Here is a 17,097-nt window from a genome sequence, read left to right on the forward strand (position 1 = left end):
CGAGAAAAGGGTGTGGGGACAGAATGAAACGGAACAAAACATTTTGGTGGGGTGCAATCATCGGACTTGTCATCATGGTGATCGCGGCCTATGCTTTCTATACATACTGGAGTGGACCGAATCCTAATGAACTCGACCGGGAACAGATGACGGAAGAAGACTACACACGAGCACTCGAATTGATTGACATCATCAAAGAAGAAGACCCACTCGGGCGCCGTCAAAATGTGACGCGCCGCATCAACCCACAGGAGACGACGGGACTCATCTTTGATGATCCCAAAAAGTTGAACAAAGGAAATCTTGTCGACGCGATGCATCTGATGACCCATCAAAAAATCTTAGCGACAGAAAAAGCGGGTGCCATCCCGATGACGCATGACAATCTAAAAGAGGTTCGTGACTATTTGGAGTTGCTACGCGATCAAAATAAAATTAAAAACGATGACTACCGTCAACTCGGAGGAATCATTGAACGATGGGAACAAGCCATCTTTGATGAGATTGACAAAGAACAGGACGTATTGCTAGAAGAGATGTATGCCGCCATCGGATTCTCGGACGGACTCGCGACACGTGCGGAAGAAGAGTTGTTCATTTTGAATAACTTTGGGGAGGAATATGTGTATACGATGGATTTGGAGCCGATGCCAGAAGAAGAGCAGCAAGAAGACGCGAATACGAAAACGGAAGAGTAAGCGAAAAGGAGTTCATCACGAACTCCTTTTCGTATGGGGGCCAGTATTCATTCGAACGACTCATGGAAGGAAAGCTGTTGTTTCCCGTTCGCTTTTGACCGATATAACGCGTCGTCCGCTTGTTCGATCGCAACATGGGGTGGTTCCGGTGGACTCCAAATGGATGCCCCGATACTCGCCCCGATGTTCACCGATGCGATGTCTAGCGTAATCGGTTCAGAAAGCTTAGCGATGAGCGTACTCCCGATCTCGAAAATCTCTTGAATTGAAAGAAGACGTCTCGGGAACATGAGGAAGAACTCGTCTCCACTTAACCGGACGGGATAGACGTCATCGATTGTGAGTGCCTGTAACCGTTGTGCGACTTCGACCAATACCTCATCCCCGACAGCGTGACCATACGTATCATTCACTGCCTTGAAGCCATCAAGATCGATATAGAAGAAGACGTATGGCTCTTTCGAAGTGTGAAGTAGATTCAACTGTTCACGTAAGGCGACACGGTTCGAGAGACCAGTCAGCGCGTCACGGTTCGCGAGCGTCTCAAAATGTACCCGCTCCGACTCAGACTCTGTCAGGGAGGTGACGAGCGACTCCAATGCGAATGCGAGGGACTCAATCTCTTCGATTCCGGATTGATGAGGGAACGTATTGGCTTTCCCTTGCTCCATGAGCGATGCCGTTTCGGTGATTCGCTTCAACGGTCGCGTCACGACAGATGCGAGGAGCCAACCAAGGACAGCTGTCACGAACGAGGCTAATAAACCGATCCATAAAATTCTTGTTTCAAGTGTCTCGACCGGTGCGAATGCGACTGATGTCGGTTGACGGACGACGACGCGCCATCCAAGTCCAGGATATTCATCATACCCTTCTCCGATTGACATACCCGTCAGATAGTCCTGCCCATTTTCCCATTCTTTCACGGAAGACCCTTCTGTAAATGACACGGGCAGTGGTTTTCCAACCATGTCATCTGGACCGAGGAGAACGAGGTTGTCTCGTTCACTGACGACGAATAAATCCGTATCGCCGACTTGGTCATGAAGCGTTCGGTTGAAATGTCCGAGTACTTCTTCACCCCATGCCCAGCTTAAATGCGTGGCGAGCACTCCTTGAAATACACCGTCTTGAAGTAGCGGGACACTGATATCAACAAATTGGAGCGGTTCCCCCGTAGGATTCGGCAATAATTCAGCTAAGAGGACCGCCTCATGGACGTCTCCGATAAAGGGGGCATCTTGTGCTTCCAGATAAACCGGTCGTTCAGCAATCGATGCCCCTTCGAGAATCCCGTTCGTCGAAGCGACGACGGACCCGTCTGCATCTGTTACGCCCATCCATGAGAATGCCGGAATGTTCGATTGTACTTGATCGAGTAGTCGACGTGTTTCGTCTCGATCTTCTAAATCGAGTCCTTGCAAAAGTTGAACTTCTTGATAACGTGACCACATATAAAAGTCGAGTTTATCAGCCAATTGATGCGACGTCGTCGACAGGCGTTCCCCGATTTCTTGTTCGAGTGCGTCAGACGCCCGGTGACTGATGAGAGATGTGAGTGCAATCGTCAATAAAAAGACGAGCGTGGCAATGCTGAGCGCCAATATAAGTCCGAGGCGCATCGTAAAAGTCTTGATCATGTGAGAAAAACCTCCTAAAGGTTGAATTAAAGAGAATTATGAAAAACGAGTCGATATCATGATAGGAGGAAGAGCTTCCGCTATAATGAAAGACGAGTCAAAATAGATAGAGGTGAAGAGAATGAAAAAGAATCAATGGTTGGTCATCATGACCGTCGTCGCGGTCGCGTTGATTGCATTGGTGTTCGTCTTGCTCAATCAAGATGAAACGACAACGGTTGACCGAGGTGATCACGTATCGATTGAAGGACAACCGACACTCGGAAATCCGGACGCGAAAGTGTCCATCGTCGAATTCGGAGATTATAAATGTCCGTCTTGTAAACAATGGGGCGAAACGATTTATCCTCAGTTGAAAGCAGACTATCTCGATAAAGAAGATGTCAGCTTCAGTTATATTAATGTCTTGTTCCATGGACAAGAATCGATTTTGGCATCGCTCGCTTCCGAGTCGGTATACGAGCAAGATCCCGATTCGTTCTGGAAGTTTCACAAGGCGCTCTACGACGCGCAGCCAGAATCACAACAACACGACAACGCATGGGTGACCGTTGAGAAGCTGAAGGAAATTGCGAGTGAGACGACATCGGTCGACTTGGCACAGCTCGAGCAAGACCTCGGAGAAGATTCAACCGTCATCGAAAAAGTCAGCACAGACGATGGATTGGTGAAAGAAAATGGGATTCAGTTCACGCCATCGATTATGATTAACGGTGTGATGCTCGAGGACCCGTTTGATTATGAGCAAATCCAACAGTTGATTGAACAGGATTTGTAAAATGAAGACGTTTTTCGAAAAATACGGTCTGTATCTCGCATGGCTTGTCTCTTTGACAGCAACCCTTGGAAGTCTCTACTTTAGTGAGATTCGAGAGTTCGTGCCATGTGAGTTGTGTTGGATTCAACGCATCTTTATGTATCCATTGACCATCCTCCTAGGGATTGCCGTCTTTACGGACGATCGGTCAGTACGTAAGTATGTGTTACCGCTTACTATCATAGGCGGTTTCGTTTCACTTTACCATTACTTGGTACAGAAAGTGCCAGGTTTTGCAGAAATTCAACCGTGTACACAAGGAGTTCCGTGTAGTGGTCAATATATCAACTGGCTAGGGTTCATCACGATTCCCTTCCTCGCATTGACAGCCTTCGCACTCCTTACCCTCTTCATGTGGAATATCAAAAAGCGATAAGGAGTTGGCGCGTGTGAAGAAATGGTGGATGATTGGTTTGATGACGATGCTCATCGTCCTAGCCGGATGCGGACAAGAGATTGAGGATCCGCTTAATTGGGAAGTTGAATCGTTCGAATACATGAACCAAGAAGAAGAAATGGTCAGCCTCGACGATTTAAAAGGGAAAGTGTGGATGGCGGATTTCGTCTTCACAAGCTGTGAGACAGTCTGTCCACCGATGACCTACAATATGACGAAGCTGAACGAAGCGCTCGAAGAAGAAGGTGTTGAAGACGTGCAGTTCGTTTCGTTCAGCGTCGACCCGACGGTGGACACTCCGGAGAAAATGAAAGCGTTTATGAGTGGCTATGACCTTTCGAAAGCAGATTGGCAGTTCCTCTCCGGCTACTCGCAAGACGAGATTGAAACGTTTGCCCAACAGAATTTCAAGGCGCTCGTCCGGAAGCCTGACGAAGGCACACAAGTCGACCACGGTACTTATTTCTATTTGGTCGACCAGGAAGGGAAAATCATCAAAGCGTATCCTGGTTTCCAAAACGTCCCGACCGAAGACATCATCAACGACATTAAAATCTTGCAGAAGTCTTAACAGAAGACCTGTTCCACATGCGGTGGGGCAGGTCTTTTGAGTGGGGAAACCTGATATACTTGAAAGACTAGGACACCACAATCAAGAGCACTTATTTTTTGAAAGATGAGCGAATCTGCATACTAACCGTTATATGAATGGGATATGCACGCTATAATCAATTCAACGAACATGTAGAAAAGAGGATTTAGATGAAAAAGACGATGTTGCTCTCATTAGTCGGACTGGCTGCCGTCACCGGGACGGTCTTGACGCAGTACAAACCACTCGGGCGTAAGCCGAAATCACTTCAATCGCCGAACCAGGTGAACGGAAAATTCCGTAATCAATATGAAACGCCGATGAACTTTTCTGCGCAAGACATGGTATCGATGGCGCGTGATTATCGTGATGTGACCTCACTGCGTAAGCCTACCGAACGTCTTCCGATCGTACCCATCGATTTTGAGGAGAAGACGGGCTCGAGCTTCACGAGAATCTATTGGCTCGGTCATTCGGCGCTCATGGTACAAATGGACGGGAAGATAATGCTCGTCGATCCGATGTTTGGACGTAGCCCATCTCCGCTTCCGTTCGCAAAAAATGAACGTTTCAGCGAAGACTTGCCGTTCGACCTTGAGGACTTGCCTGAGATCGATGTCGTCTTGTTGACGCATGATCATTACGACCACCTCGACTATGGGACGATTCTTGCGATTAAAGACAAGGTCGCCATGTTCATCGTGCCGCTCGGTGTCGGCAGTCACTTGAAACGATGGGGTGTCGGAGCAGAGCGAATCGTGGAACGGGATTGGGGCGAGTCGTATGCGTTCGGGAACTGGACGTTCGTCTGTACGCCGGCGCGTCACTTCTCCGGTCGTTCGTTGACGGACCGCAACAGCACGTTATGGGCATCGTGGGTCGTCCTCGGTGAGACGGACCGGCTCTTCTTCAGCGGGGACAGCGGTTACGCTCCACACTTCAAGGTGATTGGTGAACAGTACGGACCGTTTGACTTCGCCGCACTTGAATGCGGTCAATATGATGTACGCTGGCCAGACGTCCATATGCAACCGGAAGAGACCGCGCAAGCGTTTCACGATTTACGCGCCGACCAGATGATTCCGATTCATTGGGGGGCGTTCACGCTGTCGTTCCACGATTGGTTCGACCCGGCAGAACAGATGTCGTCTCTTTTACCGAAAGACGTTCTTCTCACGCCAATGATTGGGGAGCGCATCACGCTAGACGGTCGGAACGATACGACGATGTGGTGGCGAGAGCTCGAAGACGCAAACAAGCGATGACCTCGGTCACCGCTTGTTTTTGTTAAGAAGATATTTTCTCAGTAGCGTCTTCTTCGATATGCAGTTTATGTTTACGTGTATAGACGAGGAACGCTGCGGTCATCGCAATCGAACTGATTCCGAACAAGACGACCATGAGCTGAAGTCCGATCAAATCAAGGAAGAATCCTGTCACGAGAAGGACGACTTGGAAGATAATCCGGTCGAGCATGTTACGGAATGAGAAGAAACGACCGTGATATTCTTTTGGCATCCTTGTCTGGAAAATCGTGACCGCCGTCGGGAAGAAGCAACCAACCGAGAAGCCGAAGACGACGAACGCCGCGATCGACATGAACGGGATGTCTGCGAAATATAGCATCAGTTGTGCGACACCGATCAAAAACGAGAACGAGAATAAAATCGAGAACGCCGAGAACTTTTCGCCGATTCGTTTGATCATGAAGGCACCTGTCATGAAGGCGAGTCCTTCAGCCGTATAAATCCATCCTTTAATCGCTGTCGAATCCTGCAACTCACTAATGTTGATGACGAGTAAGTTGAACCCTCCGATAAAGAGGAGCGGGATGAGCGTCATGACGAGTGTCATGAAGATGACCGGGATCGATTTGATGATCGGGAAGACGTCTTTGAAGCCGCTCGACGCTTTCGCATCGATTTTTTTCGCGGACGGTGTCTTCGACTCATCGAGCTTCAAAAAGAGCGTCGCGACCGCAAGCAACAGATAAGCGACGAGCGAGAGCGCATAGACGTTACGGAGCGAGATGAGCGTCAAGAGGACACCGGCAATCGCCGTCCCGATGACACGTGACAACGTCGAAACGTTCATATGGACACCGTTCAAGGCGAGGAGCTCCCGTTCTTTCACGATGAGCGGAATCGCTGCCTGCAGGGCAGGGAAGTAAAAAGCGGCCGACCCTTGTAAGATGATTAAAAAGACGACCATCCACACGACTGAATTCGTTTCGATGGCGACGAACATGAAGAGCACGCTGAGCGCTCGGACGATGCTTGAGATGAGCATGATCTTTTTCTTAGAGCCTTGGTCGGTCAAACGTCCGGCGAGCGGACCGATGGCGACCCCGGCGAGTAAACCGATGGCGAGAATGACCGCTTTCACAAAGTCGGATGGAACGCGGTCTTGCATGAATTCCAAGTTCCCGATGATACCGAGCCATAGCCCAAGACCGGCGACGAATTCGCCCGTCAAGATGATCCATACGTTCCGATTTTTCCACATAGATGTAGTCCTCGATTCTTATATGCTAATCACTATTATCAAGTAGTAGAGTGAAGAATACCACAAAAAAGAAGCCGAACGTAGGCTTCTTCATCAATCAAATATCACAGTTGTCGTCGGTACACGTCGCACCGTTCGAAAGGACTTGGATCGTCGGGTTATTCTCAGACCAGACTTTTTCGAGCACTTGCGTGAACGCTTCCGTCGGCTGAGCACCGGATACTCCATACTTGTTGTCGAATACGAAGAACGGCACACCTGTGATGCCGAGGTCGCTTGCGCGTTTCTCTTCAGCACGTACGTCTTCCGTATACACATCCGTCGTCAAGACGTCACGCACCGCGTCATGGTCGAGACCGACGCTTGTCGCGATTTCAAGCAACACATCATGATTCCCGATATGTTTTGCATCGACGAAATACGCTTGAAGCAACGCTTCCGATAATTCTTTTTCTTTTCCGACCGTCTTCGCATAATGCGTCAAACGGTGCGAATCGAGCGTACCCGTCACGACCATGTTCTCAAAATCATAGTCGAGTCCGACTTCGCGGGCTTGGGCAGCCACTTGCGCTGTCGTTCCTTTCGCTTGTTCAATCGGCATGCGATATTTCGTCGCGAGTGCCTCATAGATGGAGCGTGAATCGTTCGTCGGGGCGTTCTGGTCGAGTTCGAAACTCTTGAATTCGACTTCGACTTGGTCCGCTTGTGGGAACTGTTTGAGCGCCTCCTCTAGACGACGCTTACCGATATAACAAAACGGGCAGACATAATCTGACCATACTTCAATTTTCATCATAAATCCCTCCTAGCCTTAGTGTAGGAAATCTTGAATTCAAAGTACAGGAAACGGCTCATGAAAAAAAGCCCTCCACGAGGAGGACTTAAAAGACATACCAGAATACACAGACGAAGTGGGCAAAGCTTCCGAACAAGATGAACAAATGGAACACTTCATGGAAGCCCCATCCTCGCCAGTTGACGAATTTTGGCTTGAACCCATAAATGAGTCCGCCAATCGTATACATGACGCCCCCGAGGACGAGCCAGAAGATGCCGGCGTTGCCGATTACGTCATGGAGCGGTCCGATAAAGAAGACGGACAGCCAGCCCATCCCGATATAGAGCGCAGTCGACAAGAAGCGCGGGGCATGGAACCAGACGAGTTTGAAGACGATGCCGAACAAGGCGAGTGCGTGTACCGTTCCGAAGAGGACCCACCGCGTCGGTCCTTCGAGCGCGAGTAGCGTGAGCGGTGCGTATGTACCCGCAATCAATGCGTAAATCATCGCATGGTCGATTCTCCGGAAGAAGGCGATGACGTTCGGTGAGGCGATGATGCTATGGTAAAGACCTGACGACAAGTAAAGAAAGACGAGGCTGATCCCGAATAGGATGGCGGCCATAATCGCAAGCGGCGAGCCAAGCAGTGATGCTTTGACGACCATGGCGATGAGCGCGATGAAAGCGAGTACCGCACCGGCGAGATGCGTCAGCGCGTTAATCGGTTCACGGAAAATCGAATGCATGTAAAACACTCCTTATCACATCATGTAGTATCGATAACTACATGATATACTGAAGAAGAACAAACAGCAAGGTGTACCTTTCGACAAATGAGAGTTTTCTTTATACTTGAGGGTGAGGTGAGACGGATGAAAGCGAAGAATATTACCGAAACGGAAGGGACGCTCCCGAGGGACGTATTGCCGACTGTCGATTTATACATGGACCAGGTCATCCAATTGTTCGAGCAGCATTATGGGAAGATGAAGCGTAACGAGGATGAGACGATTTTGACGAAGACGATGATTAACAATTACGCCAAGGGCAAGTTGTTTCATCCCGTCAAAAATAAAAAGTATACGAATGAACATCTGATGTTACTCAGTTTGATTTATGAGATGAAAGGTCTCTTGTCGATCAATGACATCAAAGAGACGTTACGTCCATTAAATGAGTCAGATGAGACGTTCTCACTTGAGGACTTTTATGAAGCGTATCAGGCACAAAAAGTGAAGAATTTAGAAGCGTTTGAAACGCAGGCAGACACGCTTTTGAGCACATCGGTCGAAAAAGAGAATGGTATCCAGCGGTCGCTCGCTATCGCATCAGCCGTACACATGAGCCACTTGTATCAGCGATTGGCCGAACAGTTGATTGATGATAAATAAAACAACGCCACTATAGACAAAGAGTCTATGGTGGCGTTGTTTTTTAGTTGTTGATGTATTTCTCGTAAACCGAACCGAAGTCTTTTCGGTTCCACTCATGATAGTGACGTTGTAGCCAATCGAACGACTGCTCGTTCAATTCCTTGAACGTGTTCGGGACGTTCATGTCCCCTTCGCGGAGCCCACTTAATATCGACACCGAGTGCGTGAGCGACGTATTCGCATACTCCATCATGCGACGACCTTCCCGCTGGATCTCTTCAATCGCGAGGAGTGCCTTATACAAATCTTTCACGTGCTCGATTTGTTTCTTATTGATATCAATCGAGTACGCTTTGTCGCCGATTGAGAATTTGACTTCGACATCGAGGTCGACCGTACCCGCCGTCTCGAACATGACGTGCTTGATTGGATAATGTGAATACGGATAACGATAGAGAACGCGCTTCGAACTGAGGGCGCTCGTTCCATCGAGGTGGATCATCGACAAGTTGGTGAAACAATACTCATCTGATTTTGACTTGATCAAAAAGTAAATCTTTTCATTGTCTTCGTGAAGGACGTAATCATCCGCATCCGCCTTGTCGAAGTCGGATGGGTCAATCACCTCACCGATATCACTGAAGCCGGTCAAATCAGAAGCTAGTTTTTTGAACATGTCATTCACTCCTCAATAATGGATTTTATGCATCTCTTTCGGGTCGGAACCGGTCCGCTCATCACGGTTGAGCGCATCGATGGCCGCCATCTCTTCATTCGTCAACGTAAAGTCGAATACCTGTATATTCTCTTTGATTCGACTTGGAGTGACCGATTTCGGGATGACCGCGACGCCGTTCTGTAAGTGCCAGCGCAAGATGACTTGGGCCGGTGACTTGCCATGAGCGTTCGCAATCTTGACGATGGTTTCATCTTCGAGCGCTTCGCGTCCTTTCATGAGTGGACTCCACGCTTGAATTTGGATGTCATACCGTTTGCAGAATGCAATCAATTCTTTTTGAGATAAATATGGATGGATCTCGACCTGGTTCACGGCTGGGACAATCGAGCACGATTGAATGATTTGTTCCAAATGTTCGATTTCAAAGTTCGAGACACCAATCGCCCGGACGCGTCCTTCTTCGTACAGTTGCTCGAGTGCCTTATACGTTTCGACGAATTTACCGAAACGAGGCATCGGCCAGTGGATGAGAAACAAGTCGACATACTCGAGTCCGAGCCGGTCAAGGCTGTCTTGAAACGCTTGGAGCGCCTCGTCGAATCCGTGAAACTCGTTCCAAAGCTTCGTCGTCACAAAAACGTCTTCCCGTGAGATACCTGCTTCCCGAAGCGCTTGTCCGACACTTTCTTCATTTTGATAAATCGCGGCCGTATCGATTAATCGATAATCCGCATCGAGCGCAGCTTTGACCGTATCGACCGTTACCGCGCCGTCTTCGACCTTATAGACACCGAGCCCGAGCATCGGCATCTTGACGTTATTGTTCAACGTCGTCCATTCCATAAAAAATCCCTCCCTCTCGTCTATAACGTTACCGAAGTTTTGGATGAAGGGAAAGGAAAAACTACAGGCGGATGCTCTCCCCGTGCGACTTGATCACAATTTGGTCACGGTCGAGTTTTGCGGCCGCAACAAGACGGTGATACGGTTCCTTGACCGGTTCGTAAGAAAGGACGAACGTATCCCAATGCATCGGGAAGAAGCGCTTCGCTCCGCTCTCTTTGTACATCATCCAAGCCTGCTCCGGAGTGCAGTGCGCTTCTTGGAACGAGTCTGGTTGATAGGCGCCGATGGGGAAGAAGGCGAGGTCGATCGGTTCACGATCCGCGAGCCCTTTGAAGGAGTCGGTATACGCCGTGTCTCCCGCAAACAGCATCCGAATTCCTTTGTATTTGAGCAAATACCCGTTATAGCCCATATGTTTGTCCCACGGGAAACGATTGCCCCAATGTTTGACGGGAATGGCGCGGACATCGAGTCCGTTCGCAAGCGTCACTTTATCATGTGGATGCAGTTCGAGCGTCTGCAGACTCGGGTATCGTCGGAGCAGGCGGCTCGTCCCAGGGGCAGAGACGACGATCGTCTCGCGTGTGATGAGTCGTTTCAAACTTTTATGGTCAAAGTGGTCCATATGGGCATGGCTAAGTAGAATGACGTCGACCGGACCGACCTCCTCGATCGAGAGGGCGGGAGCCGTGTGACGTTTCATCCCAATCGTTAGCGGTCCGAGATGAACGCCGATTCGTTTTGAGAAGACGGGATCTGTCAAAATTTTGAGTCTATACCAATGGATGAGGACGGTCGAATGGCCAATCCACGTCGCTTGCACATGCGTCTCATCAATGGTTGTCAGTTCTGGACGTTCCGGCCATTTAAAACGCGGTCGAGGGAGTCGTCGTTTGAATCGTGTATAAAGAAACGTTCCGACACTCGCCAAGACGGCACTCGGAACGAGCATGCGTCGGCGCATCATGCATCACCTCACTGTTCGAATATACTGTCATCATAACGCGGAGGAGCATACATCGCATCCGCCTAAAGGTGTAGAAAAAATGGGAGATTGTGGGGCGCACGCTTGCGAATCCGCTTTCAATTTGATAAGGTGGCAGTAACTTAGGAAAGAGAGGTACACCGTGCGATGAAAAATACACGTTCACTCCAACGATGAGACGAATCATCACTGTTCGCTTGAACAGTCAAGGGTGAAGTGTGTCCATTTTTCAAGTGCGGGAAACGCTCGTTTTCCTCTTTGAACGGATTCCTTCACACCACCGCTTTGAAGCGGATGGTGTTTTTTTGTTTCATCGCGTATCGGAAAAATGAGCGAGGTGAAACAGATGTTAGCAATGAAACAAGTCCGGTTTGATTACGACCGGAAACCATTATTTGAAGCGGTCTCTTTTGAGGTCGCGGCTGGAGAACGCGCTGTATTATTTGGACTGAACGGGAGTGGGAAGACGACGCTCTTCCGACTCGTGACAGGGGAGTTGACCCCGCAAGCCGGGACGATTGAATGTCAAGGTCAGGTCGGGCTTGTCCGACAGACCATCGAATCGCCAGACATGACCGTTCTCGAGTGGGCGATGCGGAGCGATCCTGAACGATATGCTCTTTTTGAGAACGTTTCTTCCGGTGACGAGATGCGGGTCATGCGGTCCTATGAACAGGCGCTCGCACTCGATGTATATAACTTAGAGCAAGAGGCGACAAGAGCGTTGACGCGACTAGGTCTAGAAAAACAGCTCACTCGGAACATCAACGAGTTGAGTGGGGGCGAGAAGACGCGAACACAGCTTTCGACACTGATGATGAAGCAGGTGGACCTTGTCCTGCTCGACGAACCGACGAACCATCTCGATCTCGAGTCGATTCACTGGCTCACGAAGTGGTTGAACCAGTTCAAGGGAACGGTGCTCATCATCTCCCACGACCGTCAACTGATGGACGACGTCGCGACGGTCATCCTCGAACTGTCGGATGGAGAAGTCACAAGATATCCGGGGAACTATACGGCGTATAAACAGCAAAAAGAAGAGGAACGTGTGCGTGACGAGCGGGCCCATGCCCGTTACGTGAGTCGCAAGGCAGAACTTCTCGAGATGATTTCCCAGTACAAGGGCTGGCACTTGAAGGCGACAGCGACAGCGAGTGTCCGCAGTCCGGGGGCGCAAAAAGGAGCGGCCAATCTCGCCGTCAAAATGAAGGCGAGGGAACAAAAGCTCAGACAGCTCGAAGACAATCGTCCGCTAAAGCCAAAAGAGGAGAAAACCATCTCCGTCCGTTTTGCGGCAGATGAGCTCGAAGCGAAGACGTGGTTGACGTGTGAGGATGTGACGTTTGGATACGAGAAGCCGTTCTATGCCCCATTCTCTTTCTCAATAAATAAAGGAGAACGGATCTCGATTACCGGACCGAACGGGAGCGGAAAAACGACGTTATTGAACGTGCTGATCGGTGAGCGAGTACCAAACTCGGGCGTTGTCAAGCGACATCCTCGTCTGAAGATCGGGTATTTCTCTCAAACGCTCGAGCGTCTCCCGGAGACGGGGACGTTACTTGAGGCGTTACTCGCCAATAGTGAGATCGGAGAAACGGAGGCGCGGACGTTGCTCGCTCATTTCTTGTTCCGACGAGATGAGGTGCATCGACCGATTGCCGAGGCGAGCATGGGAGAAAAGTGTCGAATCGCCTTTCTCATCTTGTATTTCTCGGATGCCCATCTGTTGGCATTAGATGAACCGACGAACTATTTGGATGTGGCGACGCGTGAACAAATCGAGGCGGCGTTGTCCGTCTATCCGGGTGGATTATTGTTGATTTCCCACGACCGCTACTTTCATCGTTTGACTTCGCGCACGATTGAATTAGGAGAGCACATTGTCATACGTGAGAACGATGAGCGCGATGAACCGGTCGATGTCGAACAAATGGTCAGAACGATGGACGAATTGACAAAAGATGAATTGAAATTTTTTGATGAAGCAGGAAACCTCCTACCATTTGACGAAACGAGTGAAATGAATCGAATCGAGTAGGAGTGAAGAACATGAATGGAGGAAGATTGTCGCGTGCGACGACGCGGAAGCGTAAACGCGTGTTCCGCATCACAACGGCATTGGCATTAGTGCTCGCCTTAGTCGGCATCATCGCGTTCGCGGCATTGATTGACAAGAAGCAAGAATCGGCGATGCCGGAATCGGATGAGATTGCCACGGAAATGGTCGACTCAGAGTCGGAACAACCCGTTGATGAGGAAACCGAATCCGCTGATATGATTTATATTGAACAACCGTATACGAAAGTATATGGGGATGATCGGGTCGCAGTCGTCTACGAAGCCGACCTCGGTGACCGGTTTAAACGACTGGAGACGGTGAGTGGTTTCGTCAAAGTTCAGTTGAACGAACGATTGACGGGATGGGTCACGGAGGAGAGTGTGACGACAGAGGCTACACAGTTGTCCGATGACGAGGTGATTGCCGCTTGGCAACAAGTCGTCCCGAATGCTTCGGAGACCGCCCTTGACTGGATTGGGAAAGACATCGAGTCCGTTCGTGCGGAACTTGGCAGTCCTTCTGCTGTTCAACGTGATCAAGTGAATGAGTATTATTTCTACGATGGCTTTTTCCTCATGGTGCGAGACCAGAAAGTGCGAGCGATCGATTGGGACAATCAGGCATTCGCGACACCGGACGTACAAGCGACAAGCGAACAAACGACAGGGGTTTGGTTCGAGGGGGAGACGGTTCAATTGAAACTGTTCCCATACAGTGGCGTCATGCGTGTCCGTCTCGAACATAAATGACATGAAGCGGGAGAATCGTTCTCTCGCTTTTTTTATTAGGAAACATTCAAATGGACGTTTGAATGTTTGCGGAAAATGGAATAAGATAAAGAGTAGAAGGAGGAGTCAGTTATGGCACATCAACATGATCACGACCATCACCATCATTCTGCTAATCAACGAGCGCTTTTACTTGCATTCGTACTGATTGCAGCGTTCATGGTCGTCGAAGTGATCGGCGGACTATGGACGAACAGTTTAGCCCTTTTATCAGATGCGGGTCATATGCTTGGAGATGCGGCAGCCTTAGGGCTCAGTTTCCTTGCCGTTCGATTTGGGGCGAAAGCGGCGACGCCAAGTCGGACGTTCGGATATCGACGTTTTGAAATACTAGCGGCATTCATCAACGGGGTGACGCTTCTCGTCATCTCGATCTATATCCTATTTGAGGCGTATCAGCGACTAAGCGCACCGCCAGACATTTTGAGCGGTGGGATGCTCATCGTCGCCATCATCGGACTGCTCGTCAATATTCTAGCAGCTTGGATTTTAATGCGTGGCGAGAAAGATAATTTGAATGTGAAGAGTGCGTTACTCCATGTATTCGGAGATTTACTCGGGTCGGTTGGAGCCATCACGGCAGCGATCCTCATCATGTTGTTCGGTTGGACGTGGGCGGACCCGGTTGCGAGTGCATTTGTCGCGATATTGATTTTAATTAGTGGTTATCGGGTGACACGCGATGCGATTCATATCTTGATGGAAGGGTCGCCGGAACAAATTGACGTCCGGGCGATGCAAGAAGAGATAGCGGGCATCGAAGGGGTGAAGGAAGTTCACGATCTTCATGTCTGGTCCATCTCCTCGAGCGAGCATGCGGCGACATGTCATGTCTTGATCGATGAAGAGACGGATGACCAAGACATTTTGCGGCAAGTGACGGAACGGATTCGGAAATATGGAACGTTCGAGCGCTCGACGGTACAGGTCGAACGAGAGCGTCAATGCTGTGAAGAACGAATTATTTGGTAAATAAAACGGACACTCGCCTGAGTGTCCGTTATTTTCCGTTCACGTCAATGACGACAATCTCTGGTGGATTGTAGATGCGTGGGATATTGAAACTATAGTTGAATCCACGGCCGATGATATGGGTGAACGTCTCGTGTTCATAAAGACCTCCCGCGTATTTCGGGAAAAAGCCCTGGTCTGGTGCGAACAGGCCGTTCATCACATAGGGGATTCTAACTTGTCCGCCGTGAGCATGTCCTGATAAGACGAGATCGAACGGAAGCTCGGCATAAGTGTTAATTTTCTCAGCACGGTGGGACAGGAGGACTTTGAATGTGTCGTCTCTTTCGATGTCTTCCATCGCGACCGTCGACTCCGCATCCCAGTCCGTATAGATGCTTTCTCTAAATCCGCGAAGCGGGTCTTCTAATCCACCGATGACCAGTTCGATTCCATTGATCGTGACGGTTTCCCACTCATCTTCGAGCACAGTGACACCGTGTGAACGGAAGACTTCCTTCACGTTGTGACGGACATAATCGTCCGAACCATCGATTTCGTGATTGCCGGTTACGAAATACATGGGGGCGATGCCGGCGAGCCCTTCGATGAGATCAAATGCGGGATCAGGAGAACGGTAGCGGTCGAGTAAATCACCTGGCAAGGCGATCAGGTCAGGCTCCTGTGCGCGGACTTGGTCAATCAGAATGGACTGTTTGTAGCCGTAGGAGGCACTGTGTAAGTCAGAAAGGAGTACGATGCGAAGCGATTCATTTGTTGCCAATTTTTCTGAGGTCACGTTGTACGTGCGGACGGTCAACCCGTTGTAGGTCGCCGTGAGCAACAAGATGCCGAGCATGGCAAAAAGAAGGGTCGATTTTCGGATCTTCATCTCACTTCGCCTCCTTTCATCTTGTGCCTCTATCTTACCTTGATGCATTCGCGGAATCAAAAAAATCCCGCTCGAAGGAGCGGGATGAAAGATTATGCTGCTTTTGCTGTCAATTTGACGTCGATATTGCCGCGCGTCGCTTTTGAGTAAGGGCACACTTTGTGTGCTTCTTCGACAAGATGTTCCGCTGTCGCTTGATCGACACCTTTGATCTCGACTTCAAGTTCGACTGAAATGAAGAAACCTTCATCGTTTTGGTTCAGTGTGACGTGACCTGTGACGCTCGAACCGTCTGTCTTCACACGTTCTTTTCCGATGATGAGGTTGAGGGCACTACCGAAGCAAGCTGCATAGCCAGCTGCGAAAAGTTGTTCCGGGTTTGTCGCACCGTCGACGTGTTTCGCGCCAGGCATTGAGACGTTCATGTCGATGACGCCGTCAGTTGATTTCACGTGACCTTCGCGGCCACCGATTGCTGTTGCTGATGCTGTGAATAGTGATTTCATAATTGAATTCCTCCATTTCATTTTTAACAATTAAGTTGTGCACAATTTAAATTATAGAGCAGTCAAAAAGTTTCGCAAGTGATATGCTTGGCTAAAGAAGAGTACGGAGGATTACGCATGGACCAATCATTAAAGTTAGAACATCAAATTTGTTTTCAGTTGTATACCGCTTCAAAAGAGCTTACCCGATTATATCGCCCAATTTTAGCACCGCTAAACCTGACGTACAGTCAATATCTCGTGATGCTCGTCTTATGGGAAGAGGACGGAATGGATTTGCGGCAACTCGGCTCACGGTTGACGCTCGACTCCGGGACGTTGTCACCGCTCGTCAAACGGCTCATTCAAATCGGCTATGTGGAAAAAAGTCGCGCGACCGACGATGAACGAAAAATCGTCGTCCGTTTGACAGAGAGTGGGAGCGCGTTGCGTGAGCAGGCGGCGGATGTGCCACGACAAGTAAGTGGTATGCTAAATATAGATGAAGCGACATATATCGCATATATGGAGATGCTCACCGATATTAAGACGAGATTACACGATTTCGGGGAGCGTCGGCGCGAGCAGTAAGGAAGGAGGAGCC

19 protein-coding genes are annotated in these 17,097 nt (G+C 49.5%); 10 read left to right on the top strand and 9 right to left on the bottom strand.

Annotation, left to right across the window (positions count from 1 at the left end):
- The first annotated feature begins 23 nt into the window (after positions 1-23).
- On the top strand, positions 24-698 hold the full coding sequence (locus KNO94_RS08620; protein ID WP_214778895.1) for a DUF6241 domain-containing protein: 675 nt from the start codon (positions 24-26) through the stop codon (positions 696-698).
- Between the two features lie 47 nt (positions 699-745).
- Here the strand turns inward: KNO94_RS08620 and KNO94_RS15370 are convergent, their stop codons facing one another.
- Positions 746-2,338, bottom strand: coding sequence for a GGDEF domain-containing protein (locus KNO94_RS15370; RefSeq protein ID WP_214778903.1), 1,593 nt, complete (start codon positions 2,336-2,338; stop codon positions 746-748).
- A 121-nt stretch (positions 2,339-2,459) separates the two neighbouring features.
- Between KNO94_RS15370 and KNO94_RS08630 the strand changes: the two genes are divergently transcribed.
- From KNO94_RS08630 to KNO94_RS08645, 4 genes are all read left to right on the top strand, one after another.
- Positions 2,460-3,116, top strand: coding sequence for a DsbA family protein (locus KNO94_RS08630; protein WP_214778905.1), 657 nt, complete (start codon positions 2,460-2,462; stop codon positions 3,114-3,116).
- Between the two features lies 1 nt (position 3,117).
- Positions 3,118-3,531, top strand: coding sequence for a disulfide oxidoreductase (locus tag KNO94_RS08635; protein ID WP_214778907.1), 414 nt, complete (start codon positions 3,118-3,120; stop codon positions 3,529-3,531).
- Positions 3,532-3,559: 28 nt separating this feature from the next.
- Positions 3,560-4,123 (top strand): SCO family protein, encoded by a 564-nt coding sequence (locus KNO94_RS08640; protein ID WP_214742344.1) that lies wholly within the window; start codon positions 3,560-3,562, stop codon positions 4,121-4,123.
- Between the two features lie 191 nt (positions 4,124-4,314).
- Positions 4,315-5,409 carry an MBL fold metallo-hydrolase gene (locus KNO94_RS08645; RefSeq protein ID WP_214778909.1) on the top strand — a complete coding sequence of 365 codons (1,095 nt, stop codon included), beginning with the start codon at positions 4,315-4,317 and terminating at the stop codon, positions 5,407-5,409.
- Positions 5,410-5,431: 22 nt separating this feature from the next.
- Here the strand turns inward: KNO94_RS08645 and KNO94_RS08650 are convergent, their stop codons facing one another.
- From KNO94_RS08650 to trhA, 3 genes are all read right to left on the bottom strand, one after another.
- Positions 5,432-6,649, bottom strand: coding sequence for an MFS transporter (locus KNO94_RS08650; protein ID WP_214778911.1), 1,218 nt, complete (start codon positions 6,647-6,649; stop codon positions 5,432-5,434).
- 97 nt (positions 6,650-6,746) lie between these two features.
- Positions 6,747-7,442 carry a DsbA family oxidoreductase gene (locus KNO94_RS08655; protein ID WP_214778913.1) on the bottom strand — a complete coding sequence of 232 codons (696 nt, stop codon included), beginning with the start codon at positions 7,440-7,442 and terminating at the stop codon, positions 6,747-6,749.
- Positions 7,443-7,530: 88 nt separating this feature from the next.
- Positions 7,531-8,175: a PAQR family membrane homeostasis protein TrhA gene (trhA, locus tag KNO94_RS08660; protein WP_214739503.1), complete on the bottom strand. Its 645-nt coding sequence runs from the start codon at positions 8,173-8,175 to the stop codon at positions 7,531-7,533.
- Positions 8,176-8,301: 126 nt separating this feature from the next.
- On the opposite strand from trhA, the gene KNO94_RS08665 reads away from it, so the two are divergent.
- A complete protein-coding gene (locus tag KNO94_RS08665) occupies positions 8,302-8,820 on the top strand; it encodes a DUF1836 domain-containing protein (RefSeq protein WP_214778915.1) in 519 nt (172 codons plus the stop codon).
- A gap of 43 nt (positions 8,821-8,863) precedes the next feature.
- Here KNO94_RS08665 and KNO94_RS08670 read toward each other — a convergent pair whose 3' ends face one another.
- The 3 genes from KNO94_RS08670 to KNO94_RS08680 all read right to left on the bottom strand — a co-directional run bounded on the left by KNO94_RS08670 (position 8,864) and on the right by KNO94_RS08680 (position 11,291).
- A complete protein-coding gene (locus KNO94_RS08670) occupies positions 8,864-9,478 on the bottom strand; it encodes a PH domain-containing protein (protein WP_214778917.1) in 615 nt (204 codons plus the stop codon).
- Between the two features lie 12 nt (positions 9,479-9,490).
- Positions 9,491-10,324, bottom strand: a complete 834-nt coding sequence (locus KNO94_RS08675) for an aldo/keto reductase (protein WP_214778919.1) — start codon at positions 10,322-10,324, stop codon at positions 9,491-9,493.
- A 61-nt stretch (positions 10,325-10,385) separates the two neighbouring features.
- A complete protein-coding gene (locus tag KNO94_RS08680; RefSeq protein ID WP_251125893.1) occupies positions 10,386-11,291 on the bottom strand; it encodes an MBL fold metallo-hydrolase in 906 nt (301 codons plus the stop codon).
- A 367-nt stretch (positions 11,292-11,658) separates the two neighbouring features.
- Between KNO94_RS08680 and abc-f the strand changes: the two genes are divergently transcribed.
- The 3 genes from abc-f (at position 11,659) to KNO94_RS08695 (ending at position 15,137) form a co-directional block, all read left to right on the top strand.
- A complete protein-coding gene (gene abc-f, locus KNO94_RS08685; protein WP_214778923.1) occupies positions 11,659-13,356 on the top strand; it encodes a ribosomal protection-like ABC-F family protein in 1,698 nt (565 codons plus the stop codon).
- Between the two features lie 11 nt (positions 13,357-13,367).
- Complete coding sequence (locus tag KNO94_RS08690; RefSeq protein ID WP_214778925.1) at positions 13,368-14,126, top strand: hypothetical protein; 759 nt, start codon at positions 13,368-13,370, stop codon at positions 14,124-14,126.
- 111 nt (positions 14,127-14,237) lie between these two features.
- Positions 14,238-15,137, top strand: coding sequence for a cation diffusion facilitator family transporter (locus tag KNO94_RS08695; RefSeq protein ID WP_214778927.1), 900 nt, complete (start codon positions 14,238-14,240; stop codon positions 15,135-15,137).
- Between the two features lie 28 nt (positions 15,138-15,165).
- On the opposite strand, the gene KNO94_RS08700 is transcribed toward KNO94_RS08695, so the two are convergent.
- The gene (locus KNO94_RS08700; protein WP_214778929.1) at positions 15,166-16,008 is read right to left on the bottom strand and encodes a metallophosphoesterase; all 843 of its coding nucleotides are present in this window, start codon (positions 16,006-16,008) and stop codon (positions 15,166-15,168) included.
- Between the two features lie 92 nt (positions 16,009-16,100).
- Positions 16,101-16,514, bottom strand: coding sequence for an organic hydroperoxide resistance protein (locus KNO94_RS08705; RefSeq protein ID WP_214739520.1), 414 nt, complete (start codon positions 16,512-16,514; stop codon positions 16,101-16,103).
- A gap of 117 nt (positions 16,515-16,631) precedes the next feature.
- On the opposite strand from KNO94_RS08705, the gene KNO94_RS08710 reads away from it, so the two are divergent.
- Positions 16,632-17,084, top strand: coding sequence for a MarR family winged helix-turn-helix transcriptional regulator (locus tag KNO94_RS08710; protein ID WP_214778931.1), 453 nt, complete (start codon positions 16,632-16,634; stop codon positions 17,082-17,084).
- Positions 17,085-17,097: the final 13 nt, after the last annotated feature.

This window comes from Exiguobacterium sp. s22 (assembly GCF_018617455.1).
Classification (GTDB): Bacteria; Bacillota; Bacilli; order Exiguobacteriales; family Exiguobacteriaceae; genus Exiguobacterium.

What these genes read in the sequence shown, in the direction of transcription:
- KNO94_RS08620 (WP_214778895.1), top strand. Translation starts at nt 24, where the DNA reads ATGAAACGGAACAAAACATTTTGGTGGGGTGCAATCATCGGACTTGTC.
- KNO94_RS08670 (WP_214778917.1), bottom strand. Translation starts at nt 9,478, where the DNA reads ATGTTCAAAAAACTAGCTTCTGATTTGACCGGCTTCAGTGATATCGGT.
- KNO94_RS08700 (WP_214778929.1), bottom strand. Translation starts at nt 16,008, where the DNA reads ATGAAGATCCGAAAATCGACCCTTCTTTTTGCCATGCTCGGCATCTTG.
- KNO94_RS08640 (WP_214742344.1), top strand. Translation starts at nt 3,560, where the DNA reads ATGATTGGTTTGATGACGATGCTCATCGTCCTAGCCGGATGCGGACAA.
- KNO94_RS08645 (WP_214778909.1), top strand. Translation starts at nt 4,315, where the DNA reads ATGAAAAAGACGATGTTGCTCTCATTAGTCGGACTGGCTGCCGTCACC.
- KNO94_RS08705 (WP_214739520.1), bottom strand. Translation starts at nt 16,514, where the DNA reads ATGAAATCACTATTCACAGCATCAGCAACAGCAATCGGTGGCCGCGAA.
- KNO94_RS08675 (WP_214778919.1), bottom strand. Translation starts at nt 10,324, where the DNA reads ATGGAATGGACGACGTTGAACAATAACGTCAAGATGCCGATGCTCGGG.
- abc-f (WP_214778923.1), top strand. Translation starts at nt 11,659, where the DNA reads ATGTTAGCAATGAAACAAGTCCGGTTTGATTACGACCGGAAACCATTA.
- trhA (WP_214739503.1), bottom strand. Translation starts at nt 8,175, where the DNA reads ATGCATTCGATTTTCCGTGAACCGATTAACGCGCTGACGCATCTCGCC.
- KNO94_RS08650 (WP_214778911.1), bottom strand. Translation starts at nt 6,649, where the DNA reads ATGTGGAAAAATCGGAACGTATGGATCATCTTGACGGGCGAATTCGTC.
- KNO94_RS08680 (WP_251125893.1), bottom strand. Translation starts at nt 11,291, where the DNA reads ATGCGCCGACGCATGCTCGTTCCGAGTGCCGTCTTGGCGAGTGTCGGA.
- KNO94_RS08695 (WP_214778927.1), top strand. Translation starts at nt 14,238, where the DNA reads ATGGCACATCAACATGATCACGACCATCACCATCATTCTGCTAATCAA.
- KNO94_RS08665 (WP_214778915.1), top strand. Translation starts at nt 8,302, where the DNA reads ATGAAAGCGAAGAATATTACCGAAACGGAAGGGACGCTCCCGAGGGAC.
- KNO94_RS08630 (WP_214778905.1), top strand. Translation starts at nt 2,460, where the DNA reads ATGAAAAAGAATCAATGGTTGGTCATCATGACCGTCGTCGCGGTCGCG.
- KNO94_RS08710 (WP_214778931.1), top strand. Translation starts at nt 16,632, where the DNA reads ATGGACCAATCATTAAAGTTAGAACATCAAATTTGTTTTCAGTTGTAT.
- KNO94_RS08690 (WP_214778925.1), top strand. Translation starts at nt 13,368, where the DNA reads ATGAATGGAGGAAGATTGTCGCGTGCGACGACGCGGAAGCGTAAACGC.
- KNO94_RS08655 (WP_214778913.1), bottom strand. Translation starts at nt 7,442, where the DNA reads ATGAAAATTGAAGTATGGTCAGATTATGTCTGCCCGTTTTGTTATATC.
- KNO94_RS08635 (WP_214778907.1), top strand. Translation starts at nt 3,118, where the DNA reads ATGAAGACGTTTTTCGAAAAATACGGTCTGTATCTCGCATGGCTTGTC.
- KNO94_RS15370 (WP_214778903.1), bottom strand. Translation starts at nt 2,338, where the DNA reads ATGATCAAGACTTTTACGATGCGCCTCGGACTTATATTGGCGCTCAGC.